The sequence below is a fragment of the Microbacterium sp. S1037 genome, from assembly GCF_048381605.1.
In the GTDB taxonomy this organism is placed as follows: domain Bacteria; phylum Actinomycetota; class Actinomycetes; order Actinomycetales; family Microbacteriaceae; genus Microbacterium; species Microbacterium testaceum_B.
The window spans coordinates 1,034,183-1,051,061 of sequence record NZ_JBLWIG010000001.1 but is presented as its reverse complement, the minus strand read 5'-3'; the positions used below and the strand labels follow the sequence as shown (position 1 = coordinate 1,051,061).

At 69.6% G+C, this 16,879-nt stretch carries 16 protein-coding genes; 9 read left to right on the top strand and 7 right to left on the bottom strand.

The window, feature by feature from the left end; all coding sequences use genetic code 11:
* Nucleotides 1-103 precede the first annotated feature (103 nt).
* Nucleotides 104-337: a helix-turn-helix domain-containing protein gene (locus ACMW4R_RS04640; protein WP_418299293.1), complete on the bottom strand. Its 234-nt coding sequence runs from the start codon at nt 335-337 to the stop codon at nt 104-106.
* A gap of 100 nt (nt 338-437) precedes the next feature.
* Nucleotides 438-1,025, bottom strand: coding sequence for a hypothetical protein (locus ACMW4R_RS04635; RefSeq protein ID WP_418299292.1), 588 nt, complete (start codon nt 1,023-1,025; stop codon nt 438-440).
* 229 nt (nt 1,026-1,254) lie between these two features.
* On the opposite strand from ACMW4R_RS04635, the gene ACMW4R_RS04630 reads away from it, so the two are divergent.
* Complete coding sequence (locus tag ACMW4R_RS04630) at nt 1,255-2,166, top strand: hypothetical protein (RefSeq protein ID WP_418299291.1); 912 nt, start codon at nt 1,255-1,257, stop codon at nt 2,164-2,166.
* 164 nt (nt 2,167-2,330) lie between these two features.
* Here ACMW4R_RS04630 and ACMW4R_RS04625 read toward each other — a convergent pair whose 3' ends face one another.
* The 4 genes from ACMW4R_RS04625 to ACMW4R_RS04610 are packed head-to-tail and all read right to left on the bottom strand — an operon-like array spanning nt 2,331 to nt 7,152.
* Nucleotides 2,331-3,794, bottom strand: coding sequence for a GH1 family beta-glucosidase (locus ACMW4R_RS04625; protein WP_058595206.1), 1,464 nt, complete (start codon nt 3,792-3,794; stop codon nt 2,331-2,333).
* Between the two features lie 29 nt (nt 3,795-3,823).
* On the bottom strand, nt 3,824-4,738 hold the full coding sequence (locus ACMW4R_RS04620) for a carbohydrate ABC transporter permease (RefSeq protein ID WP_058595205.1): 915 nt from the start codon (nt 4,736-4,738) through the stop codon (nt 3,824-3,826).
* Nucleotides 4,735-5,814 (bottom strand): carbohydrate ABC transporter permease, encoded by a 1,080-nt coding sequence (locus tag ACMW4R_RS04615; protein ID WP_058595204.1) that lies wholly within the window; start codon nt 5,812-5,814, stop codon nt 4,735-4,737. The genes ACMW4R_RS04620 and ACMW4R_RS04615 overlap by 4 nt, the downstream gene beginning before the upstream one ends.
* A 60-nt stretch (nt 5,815-5,874) precedes the next feature.
* Entirely contained in the window at nt 5,875-7,152 is a 1,278-nt protein-coding gene (locus ACMW4R_RS04610; protein WP_058595203.1) for an ABC transporter substrate-binding protein, read from the bottom strand.
* Nucleotides 7,153-7,476: 324 nt separating this feature from the next.
* Between ACMW4R_RS04610 and purS the strand changes: the two genes are divergently transcribed.
* The 8 genes from purS (at nt 7,477) to ACMW4R_RS04570 (ending at nt 15,456) form a co-directional block, all read left to right on the top strand.
* Entirely contained in the window at nt 7,477-7,725 is a 249-nt protein-coding gene (gene purS / locus ACMW4R_RS04605; RefSeq protein WP_418299290.1) for a phosphoribosylformylglycinamidine synthase subunit PurS, read from the top strand.
* Nucleotides 7,722-8,429: a phosphoribosylformylglycinamidine synthase subunit PurQ gene (gene purQ, locus ACMW4R_RS04600; protein WP_058595202.1), complete on the top strand. Its 708-nt coding sequence runs from the start codon at nt 7,722-7,724 to the stop codon at nt 8,427-8,429. Before purS ends, purQ begins: the two co-directional genes overlap by 4 nt.
* 187 nt (nt 8,430-8,616) lie before the next feature.
* On the top strand, nt 8,617-10,047 hold the full coding sequence (locus ACMW4R_RS04595) for a helix-turn-helix transcriptional regulator (protein ID WP_153003258.1): 1,431 nt from the start codon (nt 8,617-8,619) through the stop codon (nt 10,045-10,047).
* Nucleotides 10,048-10,309: 262 nt separating this feature from the next.
* A complete protein-coding gene (locus tag ACMW4R_RS04590; RefSeq protein WP_058595200.1) occupies nt 10,310-11,752 on the top strand; it encodes a response regulator transcription factor in 1,443 nt (480 codons plus the stop codon).
* A gap of 28 nt (nt 11,753-11,780) precedes the next feature.
* Nucleotides 11,781-12,509: a GntR family transcriptional regulator gene (locus ACMW4R_RS04585; protein WP_418299289.1), complete on the top strand. Its 729-nt coding sequence runs from the start codon at nt 11,781-11,783 to the stop codon at nt 12,507-12,509.
* 63 nt (nt 12,510-12,572) lie between these two features.
* Entirely contained in the window at nt 12,573-13,061 is a 489-nt protein-coding gene (locus ACMW4R_RS04580; protein WP_418299288.1) for an ureidoglycolate lyase, read from the top strand.
* On the top strand, nt 13,058-14,530 hold the full coding sequence (locus ACMW4R_RS04575) for an FAD-dependent oxidoreductase (protein WP_418299287.1): 1,473 nt from the start codon (nt 13,058-13,060) through the stop codon (nt 14,528-14,530). Before ACMW4R_RS04580 ends, ACMW4R_RS04575 begins: the two co-directional genes overlap by 4 nt.
* Nucleotides 14,527-15,456 carry a 2-hydroxyacid dehydrogenase gene (locus ACMW4R_RS04570; protein WP_058627665.1) on the top strand — a complete coding sequence of 310 codons (930 nt, stop codon included), beginning with the start codon at nt 14,527-14,529 and terminating at the stop codon, nt 15,454-15,456. Before ACMW4R_RS04575 ends, ACMW4R_RS04570 begins: the two co-directional genes overlap by 4 nt.
* Before the next feature lie 139 nt (nt 15,457-15,595).
* Here ACMW4R_RS04570 and ACMW4R_RS04565 read toward each other — a convergent pair whose 3' ends face one another.
* On the bottom strand, nt 15,596-16,807 hold the full coding sequence (locus ACMW4R_RS04565; RefSeq protein WP_058595195.1) for an ROK family transcriptional regulator: 1,212 nt from the start codon (nt 16,805-16,807) through the stop codon (nt 15,596-15,598).
* Nucleotides 16,808-16,879: the final 72 nt, after the last annotated feature.

Sequence of the window (16,879 nt, the reverse complement as noted above, 5' to 3'; positions counted from 1 at the left end):
AGCGGCGACGTTGTGAGCGTACTCCCCGGACCGGTCCGGATGCTGCTCGACGCTGCCGCGGTCGAATCGAGCCGAAAATGCGCTAGAGAAACCGTCCCAGAGGTCACGGGGCGAGGGCGTGCGCGAGCGAGCGTTCCGAGGGGAAGCCCGACAGTTTCGCGACGCTCGCCAGGGAGAAGTCGGGATCCGCGGCGAGGAACATGCGGGCGAGGCGGAGCCGCTCCTCGCGGAGCATCTGGCCGGGCGACCGGCCGTGGGCGGCGAACGCCCGCTCCAGCTGACGACGCGTCACGCCCGTGCGCTCAGCGACACGATCGACCGTGAGATCGACGTGCATCGCACCCGAGGTGATGACGACCGAGGCCCGGTGATACAGGTCGGCGTAGCCGACGGCCTCGGGCGGCCTCGCCCGGGGTGAGGCGCGCAGCGCTCCGGCTTCAGCGCGCGCCGCGGCGATCAGCGCCTCGACGGATGCCGCGACCGCGGTCGCGACGCTGATTACCCCCCCCCCCCCCCCCCCCCGAAACGGGGGTGTGGAAGAGGGCGTTGACGGCCGACAGGATCATGCTCGCCGACACCAGCTCGCCGGCACCGTGCACCCAGGCGGCGGCGCGGTCGTGTGCGCGGTAGTCGATCTCGATGCGCGCGGTCGGCTCGTCGGACACAAGTGAGAACGCCTGGCCGCCCGGCAGGAAGACGACGGCGTGGGGACCGAGGGCGACCGCCGCGTCGTCGCCGAGCGAGAGACGCGCCTCACCGGCGACCTGCACAATGAGCGTGTCACGCGGACTGCCCGTGTTCGTCGCCGCGCGGCTGACACTCAAAGCCGTGTGCCAGATGCGTCGCACCGAGACCTCGGCGACCTGAGCCTCGTCGATGAAGGCGTGGCTGGGGGCGGTGCCGCCGCGCACGTCCATCCCCCGCGCCGCGAACCACTCGGCGATCGCTGATCCGGTCAGAGGGACGCGGGCGATGTTCCATGCGGGATCGCGATGGCCAGAACTCGGCGAACCGGGCGCGCTCACGTGCTCTCCCTCCACGATGCGTGGCGACCGACTCTAGGCGGCGGGGCGTCGCCGCCGAAGCCGCTTCACCCCCGTCCTTCGGCCACCGCCTCCGGGGGTCACCCGGCATCCACCCGCCGGTGCGCCATCCCGACAGCGCGCCCCACCTTGCGACACCACTTACATAGCCGGCAGGGATGCACGGCTTGATGTGACACGGCACATCGCCCGACCCCGAGAGGACTTCCCCGTGGAGAACACCCCCGAAACCACCGCCGTCGACGGCGGCCTGCCCCGCCGCACGGTACTCGCCGGCGCCGCCTGGACCATTCCGGTCATCGCCGCCGCGACGATCACACCTACGGCATCCGCCTCCGGCACGCTGCAGCTGGCGTTCGACAAGACCACGTACAACGGCACCGCGTGCTCAACGATCACCGGCGCCTATGTGACGGTGACCACGAACGGGGCGGCGACGACCGGGGCGTCGATCACGGTGAGCCTGTCGAACGGCTACACGTTCTCGGGCGGTTCGACCTCGGCGACGGGGCTATCGGGGACGAACGGGCGGTACATGGTGCCGGACATCAACGTACCGGCGGCAGGCGGAACAGCTACCTCTACGGCGACCTCGGGATCGTCGACCGGGACCGCGACTCTCAGCGCGTCTACGGTCCCCGATGGCATCCCTTACAACGTCACCACACCCATCCAAGGCCTACCCACCGGCGTCACCGCCACGCAGATCACCCGCCAGGAAACCTCGAACAACTCCCACCTCTACGTCCGCGGCAGCGACGGCAAGATCTACTACAGCATCAGCGGCGGCACCCTCACACCCCTCGCCAGCAACGCCAAAGACGGATCCCTCTACGCCTGCGCCTCCAGCAGCGGCTTCGCATTCATCACCACCAGTGGGGTACCGATGAACATCACCACACCCATCCAAGGCCTACCCACCGGCGTCACCGCCACGCAGATCACCCGCCAGGAAACCTCGAACAACTCCCACCTCTACGTCCGCGGCAGCGACGGCAAGATCTACTACAGCATCAGCGGCGGCACCCTCACACCCCTCGCCAGCAACGCCAAAGACGGATCCCTCTACGCCTGCGCCTCCAGCAGCGGCTTCGCATTCATCAAGTCGGCCTCGTGCTCGTAAGTCACCTCAATCACGAGGCACTCTCCTGCAACGTGGTCATCGATACATCATGAACTCGAACCACCACGAGGATCGCTCATCCTGAGGATGACGCACGGACGCACGCTGAAGGAGAAGGCGTGGGTCCGTGCGTCATCGGCTCAGTACCGCCAACACGAGGTGGATCAGCCGACCCCGACGGCCCCCTCCGCAACCAACGCCCGCTCCGCAATAACCCGCGCGTACGCCAGACCCGAATCCTTCACGGTCCGCTCCTGCGTCGCGTAATCGACGAAGATGATGCCGAACCGCTTCTCGTAGCCCCACGCCCACTCGAAGTTGTCCATCAGCGACCAGTAGAAGTAGCCGCGTACGTCGACGCCCTGGTCGACGGCATCCAGAACCGCTCCGAGGTGCGCCTCGACGAACTCGACGCGGTCGGTGTCGTGGACGTGCGCCTCGCCGTCCTCGACGACGAGCTCGTCGTCGTAGGCCGCACCGTTCTCGGTGACGTAGAGGGCGACACCCGCCTGCGCGCTGTACTCCTCGCTGACGTGCACCAGCAGGCGAGTGAGCCCCTCGGGCTGCACCTCCCAGCCCATGTTCGTGCGCGGAAGTCCACGGTCGTGCCAGAAGAGGTTCTGGTGCGCGGGGAACGGCGACGAGATCGGCCGCTCGGTCGGAGCATCGCCCGCGGGCGGATTGACGACGGGAGGAGTGCCCCCGACGAACTCGCCGTGGTAGTAGTTCACGCCGAGGGTGTCGATCGGCGTCGAGATGACGTCGAGGTCGCCCGGCTGCACCGCTGCCTGCCACCGAGACACAGCCTCGGCGTCGGTGTCGCGGAAGTCCTTGATGATGTCGGCGGGGTACTCGGCGCGGAACACCGGCTCGAGGAACCAGCGGTTGAACTGACCGTCGATGCGGCGCGCGGCGTCGACGTCGCTCGGGTTCGTCGGGTCGACGGCATCCGCCACCGTGAGGTTCAGCGTGAGTCCGAGGTTCAACGACGAGTCGCGCGCGCGGAGCTCGCGGACGGTCTGACCGTGACCGAGCAGCAGGTGGTGGGCGGCGAGCATGCCCTCGGCCTGCGAATAGTGCCCGGGGGCGTGCGCGCCCGCGGTGTAGCTGAGGAACGACGAGCACCAGGGCTCGTTGAGCGTCGTCCACACGTTGACCCGGTCGCCCAGGGCGTCGTGCATGTCGAGCGCGTACTCGGTGAAGAGATCGCTCGTCTCGCGGACCGTCCAGCCGCCGCGGTCCTGCAGGGCCTGGGGAAGATCCCAGTGGTACAGGGTCAGCCACGGGAGGATGCCGGCATCCAGGAGCTCGTCGACGAGGCGCTTGTAGAAGTCGACGCCCTTCGGGTTCAGCGCGCCGCCGTCGGGGCGCACGCGCGACCAGGACGTCGAGAAGCGGTACGTCTGCAGGCCGAGGCTCTTCATGAGCTGCACGTCGCCCGCGTAGCGGTGGTAGTGGTCGCACGCGACGTCGCCGTTGTCGGCGTTGATCACCGCGTTCGGGACGCGGCTGAACGCGTCCCAGATCGAGGCGGTACGACCGTCTTCGAAGGCGGCTCCTTCGATCTGGTAGGCCGCGGTCGCGGCTCCGAAGAGGAAGCCCTCGGGAAAGGCTCGGGTTGCGGACATGGTTCGGGTTCCTTCCGTGGGCGCGAGGGTCATCCCTTCACCGCCCCTTGCATGATGCCACTGACCAGTTGCTTGCCCGCGAACACGAACAGCAGCAGGAGCGGAACCGTCGAAAGCAGCACACCCGCGAGCACGACCGAGTAGTCGACGAAGTAGTTCGACTGCAGCAGCGACAGGGCCACCGGCAGCGTCGGGTTCTGGCGGTCGAGCACGATGAACGGCCAGAAGAAGTTGTTCCACGCGGTGACGAACGTGAACAGACCCAGCATCGCCGCGGCGGGGCGAGCGGCCGGGACGCCCACGGTGAGGAACGTGCGGAACGAGCTCGCTCCGTCGACGCGGGCAGCCTCGATCAGCTCGTCGGGCACGGCCTGGCGCAGGTACTGCGTCATCCAGAAGACACCGAAGGCGCTGGTGAGCGCCGGCACGATGATCGCGCCGATCTGCCCCGTCCACCCGATCTCGCTGAACAGGATGTAGAGCGGAACGACGCCGAGCTGCGTGGGCACGGCCATCGTCGCGACGACGAACACCAGCAGCCACGGACCGCCGCGGAAGCGCAGCTTCGCGAAGGCCCAACCCGCGAGGGTCGAGAAGAAGACGACGGATGCCGCGATCAAGGCCGAGCTGAAGATGGAGTTCCACAGGCCCGTCCAGAAGTTGACGGCCGGGTTGTTCAGCACCGCGGCGGCGTTCGTGAAGAAGTTGCCGCCCGGGATCCACGACAGCTCGGTGTTGCGGATCGTGGACGAGTCGCCCGAGCCGATCAGCAGCGCCCAGTAGTAGGGCACGATCGCCGCGAGCAGGACGACGCCGAGGCTGGCGTAGACGAACCAGCCGGGACGCGAGCCCCGCACGGCGCGGGGCCGGCGGACCCGGGACTGGCGCTGTGGCGGCTTCGGGTCTGCGGCCGCGGTGACGGGAGAGGTGTCGATGACGCTCATGACCGTGCGCCCTTTCCGGTGGATTCGGCGGCGAGGCGCTGCTTCGCGGCACGCGAGGCGGCACGGCGCTGAGCGCGGGTGAGGCCGTCGCGGGCGCCCTCGTCACGCACGAGCGAGCGGCTGATGAAGAGGTTGACCGCCCCGATGACGAGGATGATGAGGAAGAGGATCCACGCGAGCGCGGCCGCCCGACCGAAGTTCCACTCGCCCCACCCGAGCTTGTAGAGGTAGAGCGAGATCGTCAGCCACTGGTTGTTGGACCCGCCGGTGCCGCCCTGGTCGAACATGCGCGGCTCGTCGAAGATCTGCAGGCCGCCGATGGTCGACGTGATGACGACGAAGATGAGGGTCGGCTTGAGGCTCGGCAGCGTGATCGAGAAGAACTGACGGACCTTGCCCGCGCCGTCGACCGTGGCCGCCTCGTAGTACTCGCGCGGGACGGCCTGCATGGCGGCGAGCAGGATGAGGGTGTTGTAGCCGGTCCAGCGGAAGTTGACCATCGTCGCGATGGCGATGTGGCTGGCGAAGGTGTCGGAGTGCCATCCCACCCCGGGCAGGCCGATGCGGCCGAGCAGGGTGTTCACGATGCCGTACTGGTCGCCGAACATGTTGCTGAAGATCAGCGCGACGGCGACGGGGGCCATGACGTACGGGACGAGGACGCCCATCCGCCACAGGGTCTTCGCCCGGATGTTCTGGTCGAGCATCGCCGCGATGAAGACCGCGAGAATCAGCTGCGGCACGGTCGACAGCACGAAGATGCTGAAGGTGTTGCGTAGGGCGTCCCAGAACGCGGGCTGCGAGAGCACGTAGGCGTACTGGTCGAAGCCGACGAAGGTGCCCGAGCCGCGGATCTGGTCCCAGTCCATGAACGAGATGACGCCCGTGTACAGGATCGGGAAGAGGCCCGTGACGATGAAGAGGATGAAGAACGGGGAGATGTAGAGGTACGGGGAAAGCTTCAGATCCCAGGCGCTGAGCTTCGAGCCGAACCCGACGCGTCGGGGCGTGCGAGCGGGGGGACCGTCGGGGGCGGATGCCGCGGGGTTCGCGGGCGGCTGCAGTGTGGTGGTCATGGGTTTCCTTCCGGGGGTACGGGCCGGGCGCACACGGCGCCCGGCCCGCGACGTCCGACGTCAGCCGATGGCATCCACCTGAGAGACCCACTGGTCCCACGAGGTCTGGGCGTCCTGCGTGTTCTGATCGACGCGGAGGAGCGCCTTCGACATCGCGTCGTTCACCTGGAAGTAGTACTGGCCCTTGAACGGGGTCACCGACACGGCGTTCGCGCGGTTGGTGAAGATCTCACCGATCGCCGCGTCGCCGAAGTAGGCGTTCTTCGCACCGAGGAGCTCGGGCGACTTCAGAGCGTCGACCTGGCTCGGGAAGGTGCCCGCCTGCTCGAAGAACTTGACCTGCTGCTCGGGCGAGGTCAGCCAGTCGGCCAGGGCCTGCGCCTCGGCGACGTGCGCGCCGTTGGCGGGGACGGTCAGGTACGAACCGCCCCAGTTGCCTCCGCCGTTGGGGAAGACGTCGGCGATCTTCCAGCCCGAGACCTCGGGAGCGTTGCCCTCGATCTGCGTCAGCATCCAGCCGGGGCAGGAGAGCGTCGCGAACGCGCCGTTCGCCATGCCCGCGTACCAGTCGGTCGACCACTGCTCGAAGTGCGCCGACTGCGTCTTGCTGGCGTCGAGGGTCTCGGTGTAGATCTTCTTGACCTCGGGGTTGGTCGTGGCGGTGATCTCCCCGGTGTCGGGGTCCTCGTACGCGGCTTCGACCTGGTTGATCATGCCCTGGTACACGCTGCTGGCGGAGTCGAAGAACGGCTTGCCGGTGGCGGCGACGTACTTGTCGCCCATCTCGAAGTACTTGGACCAGTCGCCCTGAAGGGCGGCGGCGACCTCGGTGGGGTCGGAGGGAAGGCCCGCGGCCTCGAACAGGTCGGCGCGATAGCAGATGGCCTCGGGGCCGATGTCGGTGCCATAGCCGATGAGATTGCCGGAGGAGTCGGTCGCGGCCTTCGACTTCCAGTCGAGCCAGCGATCCTTCAGGTCGTCGGGCACCGGCGCCAGCAGGTCGGAGTACTTCATGACCTCGGGCAGCCAGTCGACCTCGATGGCCTCGATGTCGGCCAGGCCGCTCTTGCCGAGCTTCTGGAAGTAGTTGGCGCGGGCGTCGTTCGACTTGGCCGCGCGGTTGTGCACGATCTTCACGTTCGGGTGCTCGGCGGTGTAGGCGTTCAGCAGCTCGTCGGTGTAGCCGAAGTCGTTGAACGTCGCGACGGTGAGGGTGATCTCCTCGTCGCTGCTGCCGGCTGCAGCGCCCCCGCCGCCGGAGCAACCGGCCAGCACGAGGGCAGAGGTGGAAGCGACGGACGCCGCCAGGGCGACGCGGCGCAGGGCGCGTGATTTCACAGGACACTCCTTTGTGGTGGATGCGAACCGACGGAGTGATCAGCCCCCGGCCTCAGGTGTGGGAGCGCTCTCATCGATTTCGACGAGAGTATGGGATCGCTCCCACAACGTCAAGAGAGCGCTCCCACATCGTTACGCGCCGTGCTATCCGGGAAGGAGCCTCGCGAGACTTCATTGCGCTGACAAACCCACTGCAGCCTGCAATGGAGATGTCAGCGGGATGCTGTCTCGCGGCCAGATCACCGAGACCCCGTCCGCGACCGCGGCAGCCGGGGCGCCCTGCGTAGAATGGGGGGCACAACCCCACCGACTTCTGGAGCTGCTGTGCCCACCATCGTCGTTGACGTCATGCCCAAGGCCGAGCTTCTCGACCCGCAGGGGAAGGCCGTCGCCGGCGCCCTGTCGCGTCTGGGCGAGAAGCGCTTCTCCGACGTCCGCATCGGCAAGCGCTTCGAGCTCACCGTCGAGGGCGAGGTCGACGAGGCCACGCTCGCCCGCGCGCGCGAGCTCGCCGACGAGATGCTCTCGAACGCCGTGATCGAAGACGTCGTCAACATCGAGGTCGTGGAGTGACCGCCCGCATCGGGGTCATCACCTTCCCCGGTTCGCTCGACGACCGCGACGCCCAGCGCGCGATCCGTCTCGCGGGCGCCGAGCCGGTTGCACTCTGGCACGGCGAGCACGACCTGAAGGGCGTCGACGCCCTCGTCCTGCCCGGCGGTTTCAGCTACGGCGACTACCTGCGCGCGGGAGCCATCGCCGCGTTCGCACCGATCATGGCCGAGGTGAAAGACGCCGCGAACAAGGGCATGCCCGTGCTCGGCATCTGCAACGGCTTCCAGATGCTCGTCGAGGCGCACCTGCTCCCGGGCGGTCTCATCCGCAACGCCCACCAGCAGTTCATCCGCCGCGACCAGCGCCTGCGCGTCGAGAACGCCTCGACCGCGTGGACGAGCGACTTCTCCGAGGGCGACGAGATCGTCATCCCCCTCAAGAACGCCGACGGCGGCTACATCGCGGATGCCGAGACCCTGGCCCGCGTGAACGGTGAAGGTCTCGTGGCCTTCCGGTACCTGGGCGTGAACCCCAACGGGTCGCTCGACGACATCGCCGGTCTGACGAACGAGCGCGGCAACGTGGTCGGTCTCATGCCGCACCCCGAGCACGCGGTCGAGCCGGGCTTCGGTCCGGGAACCTCCGCCGCCATGCGCTCCGGTGTCGACGGGCTCGGCTTCTTCACCTCGGCGATCTCCGCCGTGGTCTCCGCCGCAGCCTGAGCTTCCGGCCGGCCGTACCGCGCGATCGGCGGCTGCGCCGACAGTGCATGCGGAATTTCACCCGCGCCACTATCGTTCTCCATACCCGCGTCCCGATTTCGCGCTTCCCGACCTCCCCATCGAGCCCGTGGATGGGGGACCCGACGCCTTTCGCCGCGCGCCCGGGCGGAGAGAGGATGTGCCGATCGTGGAGGTGCCCGAAGGCGGCGACGCCCTCCGCGCGGCGTCGGTGCAGACGCTCCTGCGCCTCGAGCCCGGACACGGTCAGCCGACCGCGCGCCATCTGACCCTTCTCGCCGAGGTCGATCCGGGGCCCGCACCGGCCGTCTGGACCGACGCGCGCGCCGGCGTCCTCGCCAGCATCCTGGCCGCCCGAGCGCGGCGCGATGCCCTCGCGGACGGCTTGGCTCTGCCGCAACGCTACTTCGAGGACGGACGCCTGACGCGTCCGGCGTCGATGTCGGCCAGCACGCGTTCCCGCCTGTACGCGAGCGTGAGCGAGTACTGCTCAGCCACCGGGTGGCCGCAGATCGCGGCCCGATACGCGGCCGAGTCGCTGCTGTTCGCCGAGACCGATGCGCAGCGGTACCGGGCCCACAGCGTGCATGCCCTCGCCCTCGCCCTCAACGCGGAGTACATCGCGGCCGCTGCGGCGATCGAGCGGGCCCATGCCCTTTTCACGGCGCACGGCTGGCACGATGACGACCTCTCGCACTGCCTCTGCCTCGGCGAAGCGATGCTCGCCCTCACTCGCGCCGACGTCGGGCGCCTCCGCGAACTGGCCGACGCGCTGCAGAGAACGCCGTCCGATCAGCCGTACTGGAATTTCGGTGCGGCGGTGATGCGTGTCGCCGCGCACTTCTTCGATCGCGACCTCGCGGCCGGCCTCGCCGAGAGTCGCCGACTGCTCCACGCCTCCGACCGGGCTCGGAGCCCGCGGTTGCAGCGCGACCTCCTGCTCGGGATGCATGCCGACATGCTCGCCCTGCATGGCGAGTTCGACGAAGCGCTGGCCGTGCTCGCGACGGGGGTCACCCAGCCCGGCCATGCCGTGTGCTTCCCGATGCAGCGGGCGGCGACCCTTCTGCTGACGGGGAGAGAGCGCGAGGTGATCGAGTCGACGAACGCCTGCGTCGCGATGCACGATGAGCACTGCCTGCGCACCCTCACGCCCCTCCTCACCCGCCGCGCCGTCGCCTTCCTCCGCCTGGGCCACCCCCGTCGCGCCACGCAGAGCATGGAGTCGGCCATCGAGCTGATCTCGCGGACGGGGGGATCGCTCATGCCGTTCCTGATGATCCCGAGCGCCGACGCGGCGCGACTGCTCGACCTGGTGGCCGACGAGCGCGGCGACCTCGTCGAGACCATCACCGCGATGCGCGCCGCCCTCCCCGCGCTCGCGGCACGCCAGTCGATGTCGCCCGCGCTCTCGCCGCTCAGCCCCGCGGAGCGCGAGCTCGCGACCCTCCTGCGGACGGATCAGACCACCGCGGAGATCGCTCGCGCGCGCGGGGTATCGGTGAACACCGTCAAGTCGCAGATGCGGTCGATCTACAGCAAGCTCGGGGTCTCGCGGCGCGAGGAAGCGGTGGCGATCCTCGACGTGCACTCGGACTGAGGCCGTCCGTCGGATCCACGCGGGACCGCACCCCGGGGCGCTTGATCGCGCTCGCCCCGGATCGCGCCCTGACGATGATGTGGAGAGCGCCTCCGCCCGACTGTCGGGCGTATTCTCGCAAGGGGATCGCTCCCGGGGGCGGTGGTTCCGACCCTCGCCCGCGGCCCCAGAGCCGCGATCGATCGTCGCTCACAGGGGCGCTCTTCGTACCGCGGTCGCGCACGCTGTGTCCATGCGCCCGTGTTCGCCTCCGGAGGGCCTCATGAGCGAACCCGAAAGCTCGACCGATCCCGGCACCGCTCTGCGGGCGGCCGCGGCGCACACCGTGCTGCGCCTCGAGCCCGGGCACGGCCAACCGCTCGCGCGCCACCTGGCGCTGCTCGCCGAGGCGGAGCCCGGCCCTCCTCCGCTGCTGTGGACCGACGCCCGCGCCATGATGCTCTCGGCGATGCTCGTCGCCCGCGCGCGCCACGATGCGCTCGGCGAGGGGCTCGACCTCGTCTCGCGCTACTTCGACACCGGCCGCCTCACGCGCCCCGCCGCCCTCTCGGAACCGGTCCGGTCGGGGCTGTTCGCGAGCGTCGCGGAGTACTGCGCCGCCGTGGGGTGGCCCCAGCTCGGCGGGCATTACGCGGCTGAGGCGTTGATGTTCGCGGAAACCCCCGGGCAGAGGTATCGCGCTCTCGGCACGCAAACGCTCAATCTGGGGCTGAACGCCGAATACCTCGCGGCCGCGGAGGCCGCCGACCAGGCCCGACGCCTCTTCCGAGAGCAGCAGTGGAACGTCGAGGATGTCTCACACTGCCTGCTACTGGGTGAAGGATTCGTCGCCGCGAGCCGAGCCGACAGCGTTCGACTGTTCGAGATCGCCGATGAGCTGGACCGAACGCAGCCCGACAACCCGTACCTGAACTTCAGCGCGGGCATGACGCGCGTTGCCGCCCGCTTCATCGCGGGTGAGATCACCGAGGGACTCGCCAAGAGCCGGGAACTGCTGCACAGTTCGAGCCGAGCGCGAAGCTTCCGCATCGTGCGGGGCCTCCTGCTCGGGCTTCATTCCGACATGCTCACCGCGCTCGGCGAGTTCGACGAGGCCCTTGCCGTGCTCGAGAACGCCGTCAGCGCCCCCGGACACGCGGTCTGCTTTCCGATGCAGCGAGCACGGGTCTTGCTGCAGATGGGACGCGAACGCGAGGTCATAGACAGCACGAACGTGTGCGTCACCCTGCACGACGAGCACTGTCTGCGCACTCTGACGCAGATCCTCACGCTGCGAGCCGTGGCCTTCCTCCGGCTGGGAGGCGAGAAGCGGGCCGTGCACAGCATGGTCGCTGCGGTCCGCCTCATCGAGCGAACGGGCGGCTCGATGATGCCGTTCCTCATGATCCCGTTCTCCGACACCGACCGCCTCCTCGACCTGGTGGCCCATCACACCCCCGATCTGGCTCCCACCGTCGCCGCGACCCGACAGATCCTGCCCCGCGTCGCCGCCCCCTCCACCTCCGCCGACGCCCTCTCCGCTCTCACGGCGACGGAGCGCGAGCTCGCCCACCTCCTGACCTCGAGCCTGAGCCTGGCCGAGATCGCGCGCGTCCGAAGCGTGTCGATGAACACCGTGAAGTCTCAGGTCCGCTCGATCTACGGCAAGCTGGGGGTGTCCAGCCGCGAAGAGGCCGTCGGGATCCTGCGGGGTTCTCCGACGTGAGCCGCCGCTCGACACGAACGAGGAGCCCATGGCAACGACCGATCAGGATGCCGTCATCGACCGGATCCTGGCTCTATGGAGCGGCGACCTCGAGACGCTTCCGTCCGAGCCGCGGCTGGCTGAGCTGACCGGTGCCAGCCGCGCGTCGGTGCGCGAGGCGCTCGTGCGGCTCGAGGAGCGCGGATACGTGCACCGCACGCAGGGCACCCGCACCACGCCGAATCGCCGACTCCCCCACGTGGGGCGTCGGATCGACGAGCAGTTCGACCATTCGCTCTCGATCCGCGCGGCCGGGTACGAGCCGCGGCTCGAGGTCGCGGCATCCGACGTCCGGGTTCTTCTGCCCGGCGACCCGCACCGCTACGACGACCTGCCCGACGGCACGCGCGTCTTCCGAACCGTGAAGGTCTGGAGCGTCGACGGGACGCCCTACGCCCTCGCGGAAGACCTCGTGCCCCTCGTTCGCGAGGTCGGCCTCGACCCGCATCGACCCGTGTTCGAGCTGGCCGAGGAAGCCAATGGCATCCATGTCGCGTGGGAGACACTCTGGGTCGACGCGGTCGCGCTCGATGCCGCGCGCGCGGAGCTGCTGTCGACGGAGCCCGGCGTGCCCGTGGTCGAGATGACGTACTGCGGCTACGGCACGGGCGACACGGTCGGGTACTGGTCGCGCGAGGTGCAGGTCGCGGCGCCGGCGGGACTGCGCAACGCGTTGATCCGGCGCGTGCGCCACGAGCGGGGCGTTTCGGGGTCGTAACGAGGTCGTAAACGTGTCAGACAAGAGGGGATCGAACTTGTCTGACAGGTATAGCTTCATGGCATGACCGAGACCCTCACCCCGCACGCCCTCGCCGCAGAGACCGTCACCGCCGAGAACTTCGCCCCGTTCGGCGTCGTCCTCACGCCGATGGCCGACGGCACGCCCTTCACGTCCGAGGAGGCCGTCCTCGACGTCTCGGGTGGCATCCCGCGCTTCTACTTGATGTCACTCGACGACAAGAAGCCCGAGTTCGTGCGCGTCACGCGTCACCTCGAGACGACCCAGACGCTCATGGCGGTCGGCGACGTCGAGTGGACGATCGCCGTCGCACCCAAGGGCATCGATGAGCCGACGCTCGACGACCTGCGCGCGTTCCGCATCCCGCCGCGCACCGCGATCACGATGCTCAAGGGCACGTGGCACGCGGGCCCGTTCTTCGACGAGCCGAGCGTGGACTTCGTCAACCTCGAACTCGACGACACCAACGTCACCGACCACCACAACTTCCGACTCGACGACGCGTACGGCGTGCGAGTCGTCGTCGAGTGAACGCGCTCGAACCGCGCCCCGACGCAGCCGCCCGTCTGGCCGCCCTCGAGCGCGAAGCGGCGCACCAGGAGCGACTGAGCGCCGGCGACGAGCGGGCGTGGGTCGGCGAAAGCGACGGCGAGCACCCGGTCGTCATCGTCGGTGCAGGCCAAGCCGGGCTCGTGCTCGCGCGCGGACTCCGTCGACGCGGGATCGACGACGTTGTCGTGATCGACGCCGCCCCGGTCGACGCCACCGGGCCGTGGACGACCTACGCGCGCATGCACACGCTGCGCACCCCCAAAGACATCGCCTGGCCCACCTGGGGCGTTCCCGCGGTGAGTCCTCGAGCCTGGTTCGAGGCCGTCTACGGCGAGGACACATGGGAGGCCATCACGTTCTTCCCCACCGTCGCGTGGCAGGGGTTCTTGCAGTGGTACCGGGTCGTCTCGGGCATCGAGGTGGTCGGGTCCACCCGCGTCGGCACGATCCGCCCGACCGAGCCCGACGGTCCGCTGCGGATGCACCTCGACGGACCCGACGGCTCGTGGGTACTGCTGGCCCGCCACGTGGTTCTCGCCACGGGTATCGAGGGGGCGGGCGGACGTCATATCCCGGCGCTCCTCGGTGGCATCCCGACCGAGCGCGTGCACCACACGCACGACGACATCGACTTCGCGGGTCTCGCCGGCTTGCGCATCGGCATCCTGGGCGCGGGAACGGGCGCGTTCGACAACGCCGCGACCGCCCTCGAGCACGGCGCGGTGTCCGTCGACGTGCACATGCGGCGCCCCGCCATGCCGCAGGTCAGCCCGTACCGCTGGATGGAGTTCGCCGGCCTCATCGAGAACTACGGCTCCTTCACCGACGAGCAGAAATGGGCGTTCAACGTCCACCTCTCGGCCGTCGACCAGCCCGCGACGCAGAACGCGATCTGGCGCGCACACGCCTTCGACGGCTTCCGATTCCTCACCGCTTCGCCGTGGCAGAGCGTCGAGTGGGACGGCAGCGACATCGTCGTGACAACGCCGCATGGCATCCATCGCTATGACGTCGTCTTCGCCGCGACGGGGATCGTGGCCGACCTTGCTCGACGCCCGGAGCTCTCGACGGTGGCCGCGGATGCCACCCTCTGGAGCGACCGCCTCAGCCCCGAGGCCGCGGCGCAGAACCCGGGACTCGCCGCGTTCCCCTACCTCGACGACGACTTCGGCCTCGTGGACCGCCGCGGAGGGGAAGCGCTGTCGCGCATCCACCTGTTCAACCACGGCGCGCGGATCAGCCAGGGGATGCTGAGCCATCAGATCCCGGGACTCGTGGGCGGGGCGACGAAGCTCGCCGCCGCGCTCTCGCGGCGTCTGTTCGCCCAGCGTTCCGACCGGTTGCTGGCCGAGTATCTCGCCTACGACGTGCCCGTGGGCGTGCAGATCGGCCGCCGCGCGCAACCCGCCTCCACGGGCGAGACGCCGGCGGTAGCGTTCTCGGGATGACGACCGCGACCCCCCTCACCGTGTCCGTGCCCACCGCCCAGCTCCGCGATGACCTCGGCGAGCTCCCCGACGGCGTCGAGGTGGTGATCTGGGACATGAAGGATGCCGCCCCGCGTGAGCGTTTCGACATGGTGGTGCCGCCGTACATGTCGATGGACGGGGTCATCGAGGCCCTCTCGAGCGTCGAGGTCGGGCTCGTCCAGAGCCAGTCGATCGGCTACGACAACGTCGAAGGACGCCTGCCAGAGGGGATCGTGTTCGCGAACGCGTCGTCGGTGCACGAGACCGCGACGGCAGAGCTCGCCGTGGCGCTCGCCCTGGCCGCGCAGCGTCGCCTGCCCGAGTTCGTGCGCGCGCAGGACCGCGGCGAATGGATCGGCGGAGGTGCACCCGGCCTCGCCGACCGCCGTGTGACGCTCCTCGGATTCGGGGGCGTCGGTCGGGCGATCGCCGCACGCCTGAAGCCGTTCGAGGTCGAGCTGCGCGCGGTCGCCTCGCACGGACGCCTGCAGGACGACGTCGAGGTCTCCCCGATCGGTGAGCTGGCCGAGGTGCTCGCCGGCACCGACATCCTCATCGCGTCGCTCCCCGGCGGCGACGCGACCCGGCACATCATCGACGACGCGGCGCTGTCGGCGCTCCCCGACGGAGCGCTCGTCGTCAACGTCGGACGCGGTCCGCTCGTCGACACCGACGCCCTCGTCGACCACGTGCGACGCGGCCGCATCCGCGCCGCGCTCGACGTGACCGACCCCGAACCGTTGCCGGCGGGGCACCCGCTGTGGAGCCTCGAGGGCGCCCTCGTCGTCCCGCACGTGGGAGGAGCGACGGATGCCATGCGCCCCCGCATCGCTCGCCTCGTGCGTCGGCAGATCGACCGCCTCCGCGCCGGCGAGGAGCCGCTGAACGTGGTCCTCGGCGGCTGACGCCCCGCCCCGCCGCCGCGGGGCGCGCCGCCCCCGCACTTCCAGCGTTGAGTGTCCAAGACACGCCGTAATGGCCCCGGCAGTTGCGGCGTGTCTTGGACACTCAACGGGGGGGCGGGTGCGGCGGCGCGGGACGACGTCAGGCGCGGAAGCCCGCGGGATTCGACAGCAGGTCGGCGAAGGCCAGCTCGGCCGGGCCGACGAGCATCAGGCGAGAGCGGAGGTGGGCGCGCTCGAGGCGGATCGTCCGCCCCTCCGCGCCCAGGGGGTGCACGCGCACCGCTTCGGCCAGGCGCTCGCGGCTCACCGACAGCAGCGCGCCGAGGTAGCCCGAGAGCACCACGGTCTCGGGGCTGAAGGCGTTGACGAAGTTGGTCAGTGCGACCGAGAGCACCTCGACCTGGCGGGTGACCTCGGCCATCACGCGGGGATCGCGAGCGACCCCGAGCTCGACGTCGAGCTCGTCTTCGTCGAGCTTGCGGCGTCCGAGGAGCGGCTCGAGGAGGTCGAGGCTCACCTCGGCTTCGAGGCATCCCTTCCTCCCGCAGACGCAGCGCCGACCCCGAGGGTCGACGACCGTGTGGCCGAGCTCGCCCGCGTAGCCCGAGGTTCCGCGCAGCAGGGTGCCGTCGATGATGAGCCCGCCGCCGATGCTGTGCATCGCGCCGCCGAGGTAGAGGAGGTTGCCGACCCCCACCCCGACACCGAAGCGCGACTCGGCGAGGGCGCCGATGCTCGCGTCGTTGCCGGCCGTGACCGGCATGCCGAGCTGGTCGCTGAGGCGCGCGGCGACCGGTTCGCGCTTCCACCCGAGCGTCGGAGAGACGAGGACCGAGCCGTTCGCGTTGACCAGGCCCGGCACCGCGAGACCGGCTCCCACCACGCGGTAGTGCCGATCGATGTCGGCGCGCATCGCCTCGACCGACGATTCGACGATCTGCACGAACCGGCGCGGCGAGGGCGCATTCGCGGTGTCGTGACGCAGTCGCGCGTGCACCACGCCGCCGAGTCCGACGAGCGCCACGGTCACCGCGTGCGGCTCGGCGCGGACGCTCAGGGCCGCGACGTGGTCTTCGGGTTCGATGTCGAGCGTGGGGCGCCCGACCTTGCCGGTGCGCTCCCCGCCGGGGGCCTCGCGGACGAGCCCCAGCTCGGTGAGCTCCATGACCAGGCCGGTCACGGTCGAGCGGTTCAAGCCGGTGGTGGCGCCGAGCTGCGCGCGTGAGAGCGCTCCCCGCGAGTGAAGGAGCGACAGCACGGACGCGAGGTTCTGCTGGCGGATCAGGTCGTTGGTCGTACGACCGGCCGGGGGTGCGAGCGGCGTCGCGGGCTCGAACACGGCAGGGGTCATGAGGGGCGCACCTCCCCCATCATCCCATCGGAGCCGGGCGGATGGGGAGCGGGCCCCGGGGCCACGCTCCCC

Bases quoted from the DNA above. Each gene is read 5' to 3' on its own strand.
- ACMW4R_RS04640 (WP_418299293.1), bottom strand. From the start codon at position 337: ATGCACGTCGATCTCACGGTCGATCGTGTCGCTGAGCGCACGGGCGTG.
- ACMW4R_RS04625 (WP_058595206.1), bottom strand. From the start codon at position 3,794: ATGTCCGCAACCCGAGCCTTTCCCGAGGGCTTCCTCTTCGGAGCCGCG.
- ACMW4R_RS04620 (WP_058595205.1), bottom strand. From the start codon at position 4,738: ATGAGCGTCATCGACACCTCTCCCGTCACCGCGGCCGCAGACCCGAAG.
- ACMW4R_RS04615 (WP_058595204.1), bottom strand. From the start codon at position 5,814: ATGACCACCACACTGCAGCCGCCCGCGAACCCCGCGGCATCCGCCCCC.
- ACMW4R_RS04590 (WP_058595200.1), top strand. From the start codon at position 10,310: ATGAGCGAACCCGAAAGCTCGACCGATCCCGGCACCGCTCTGCGGGCG.
- ACMW4R_RS04585 (WP_418299289.1), top strand. From the start codon at position 11,781: ATGGCAACGACCGATCAGGATGCCGTCATCGACCGGATCCTGGCTCTA.
- ACMW4R_RS04580 (WP_418299288.1), top strand. From the start codon at position 12,573: ATGACCGAGACCCTCACCCCGCACGCCCTCGCCGCAGAGACCGTCACC.
- ACMW4R_RS04570 (WP_058627665.1), top strand. From the start codon at position 14,527: ATGACGACCGCGACCCCCCTCACCGTGTCCGTGCCCACCGCCCAGCTC.
- ACMW4R_RS04565 (WP_058595195.1), bottom strand. From the start codon at position 16,807: ATGACCCCTGCCGTGTTCGAGCCCGCGACGCCGCTCGCACCCCCGGCC.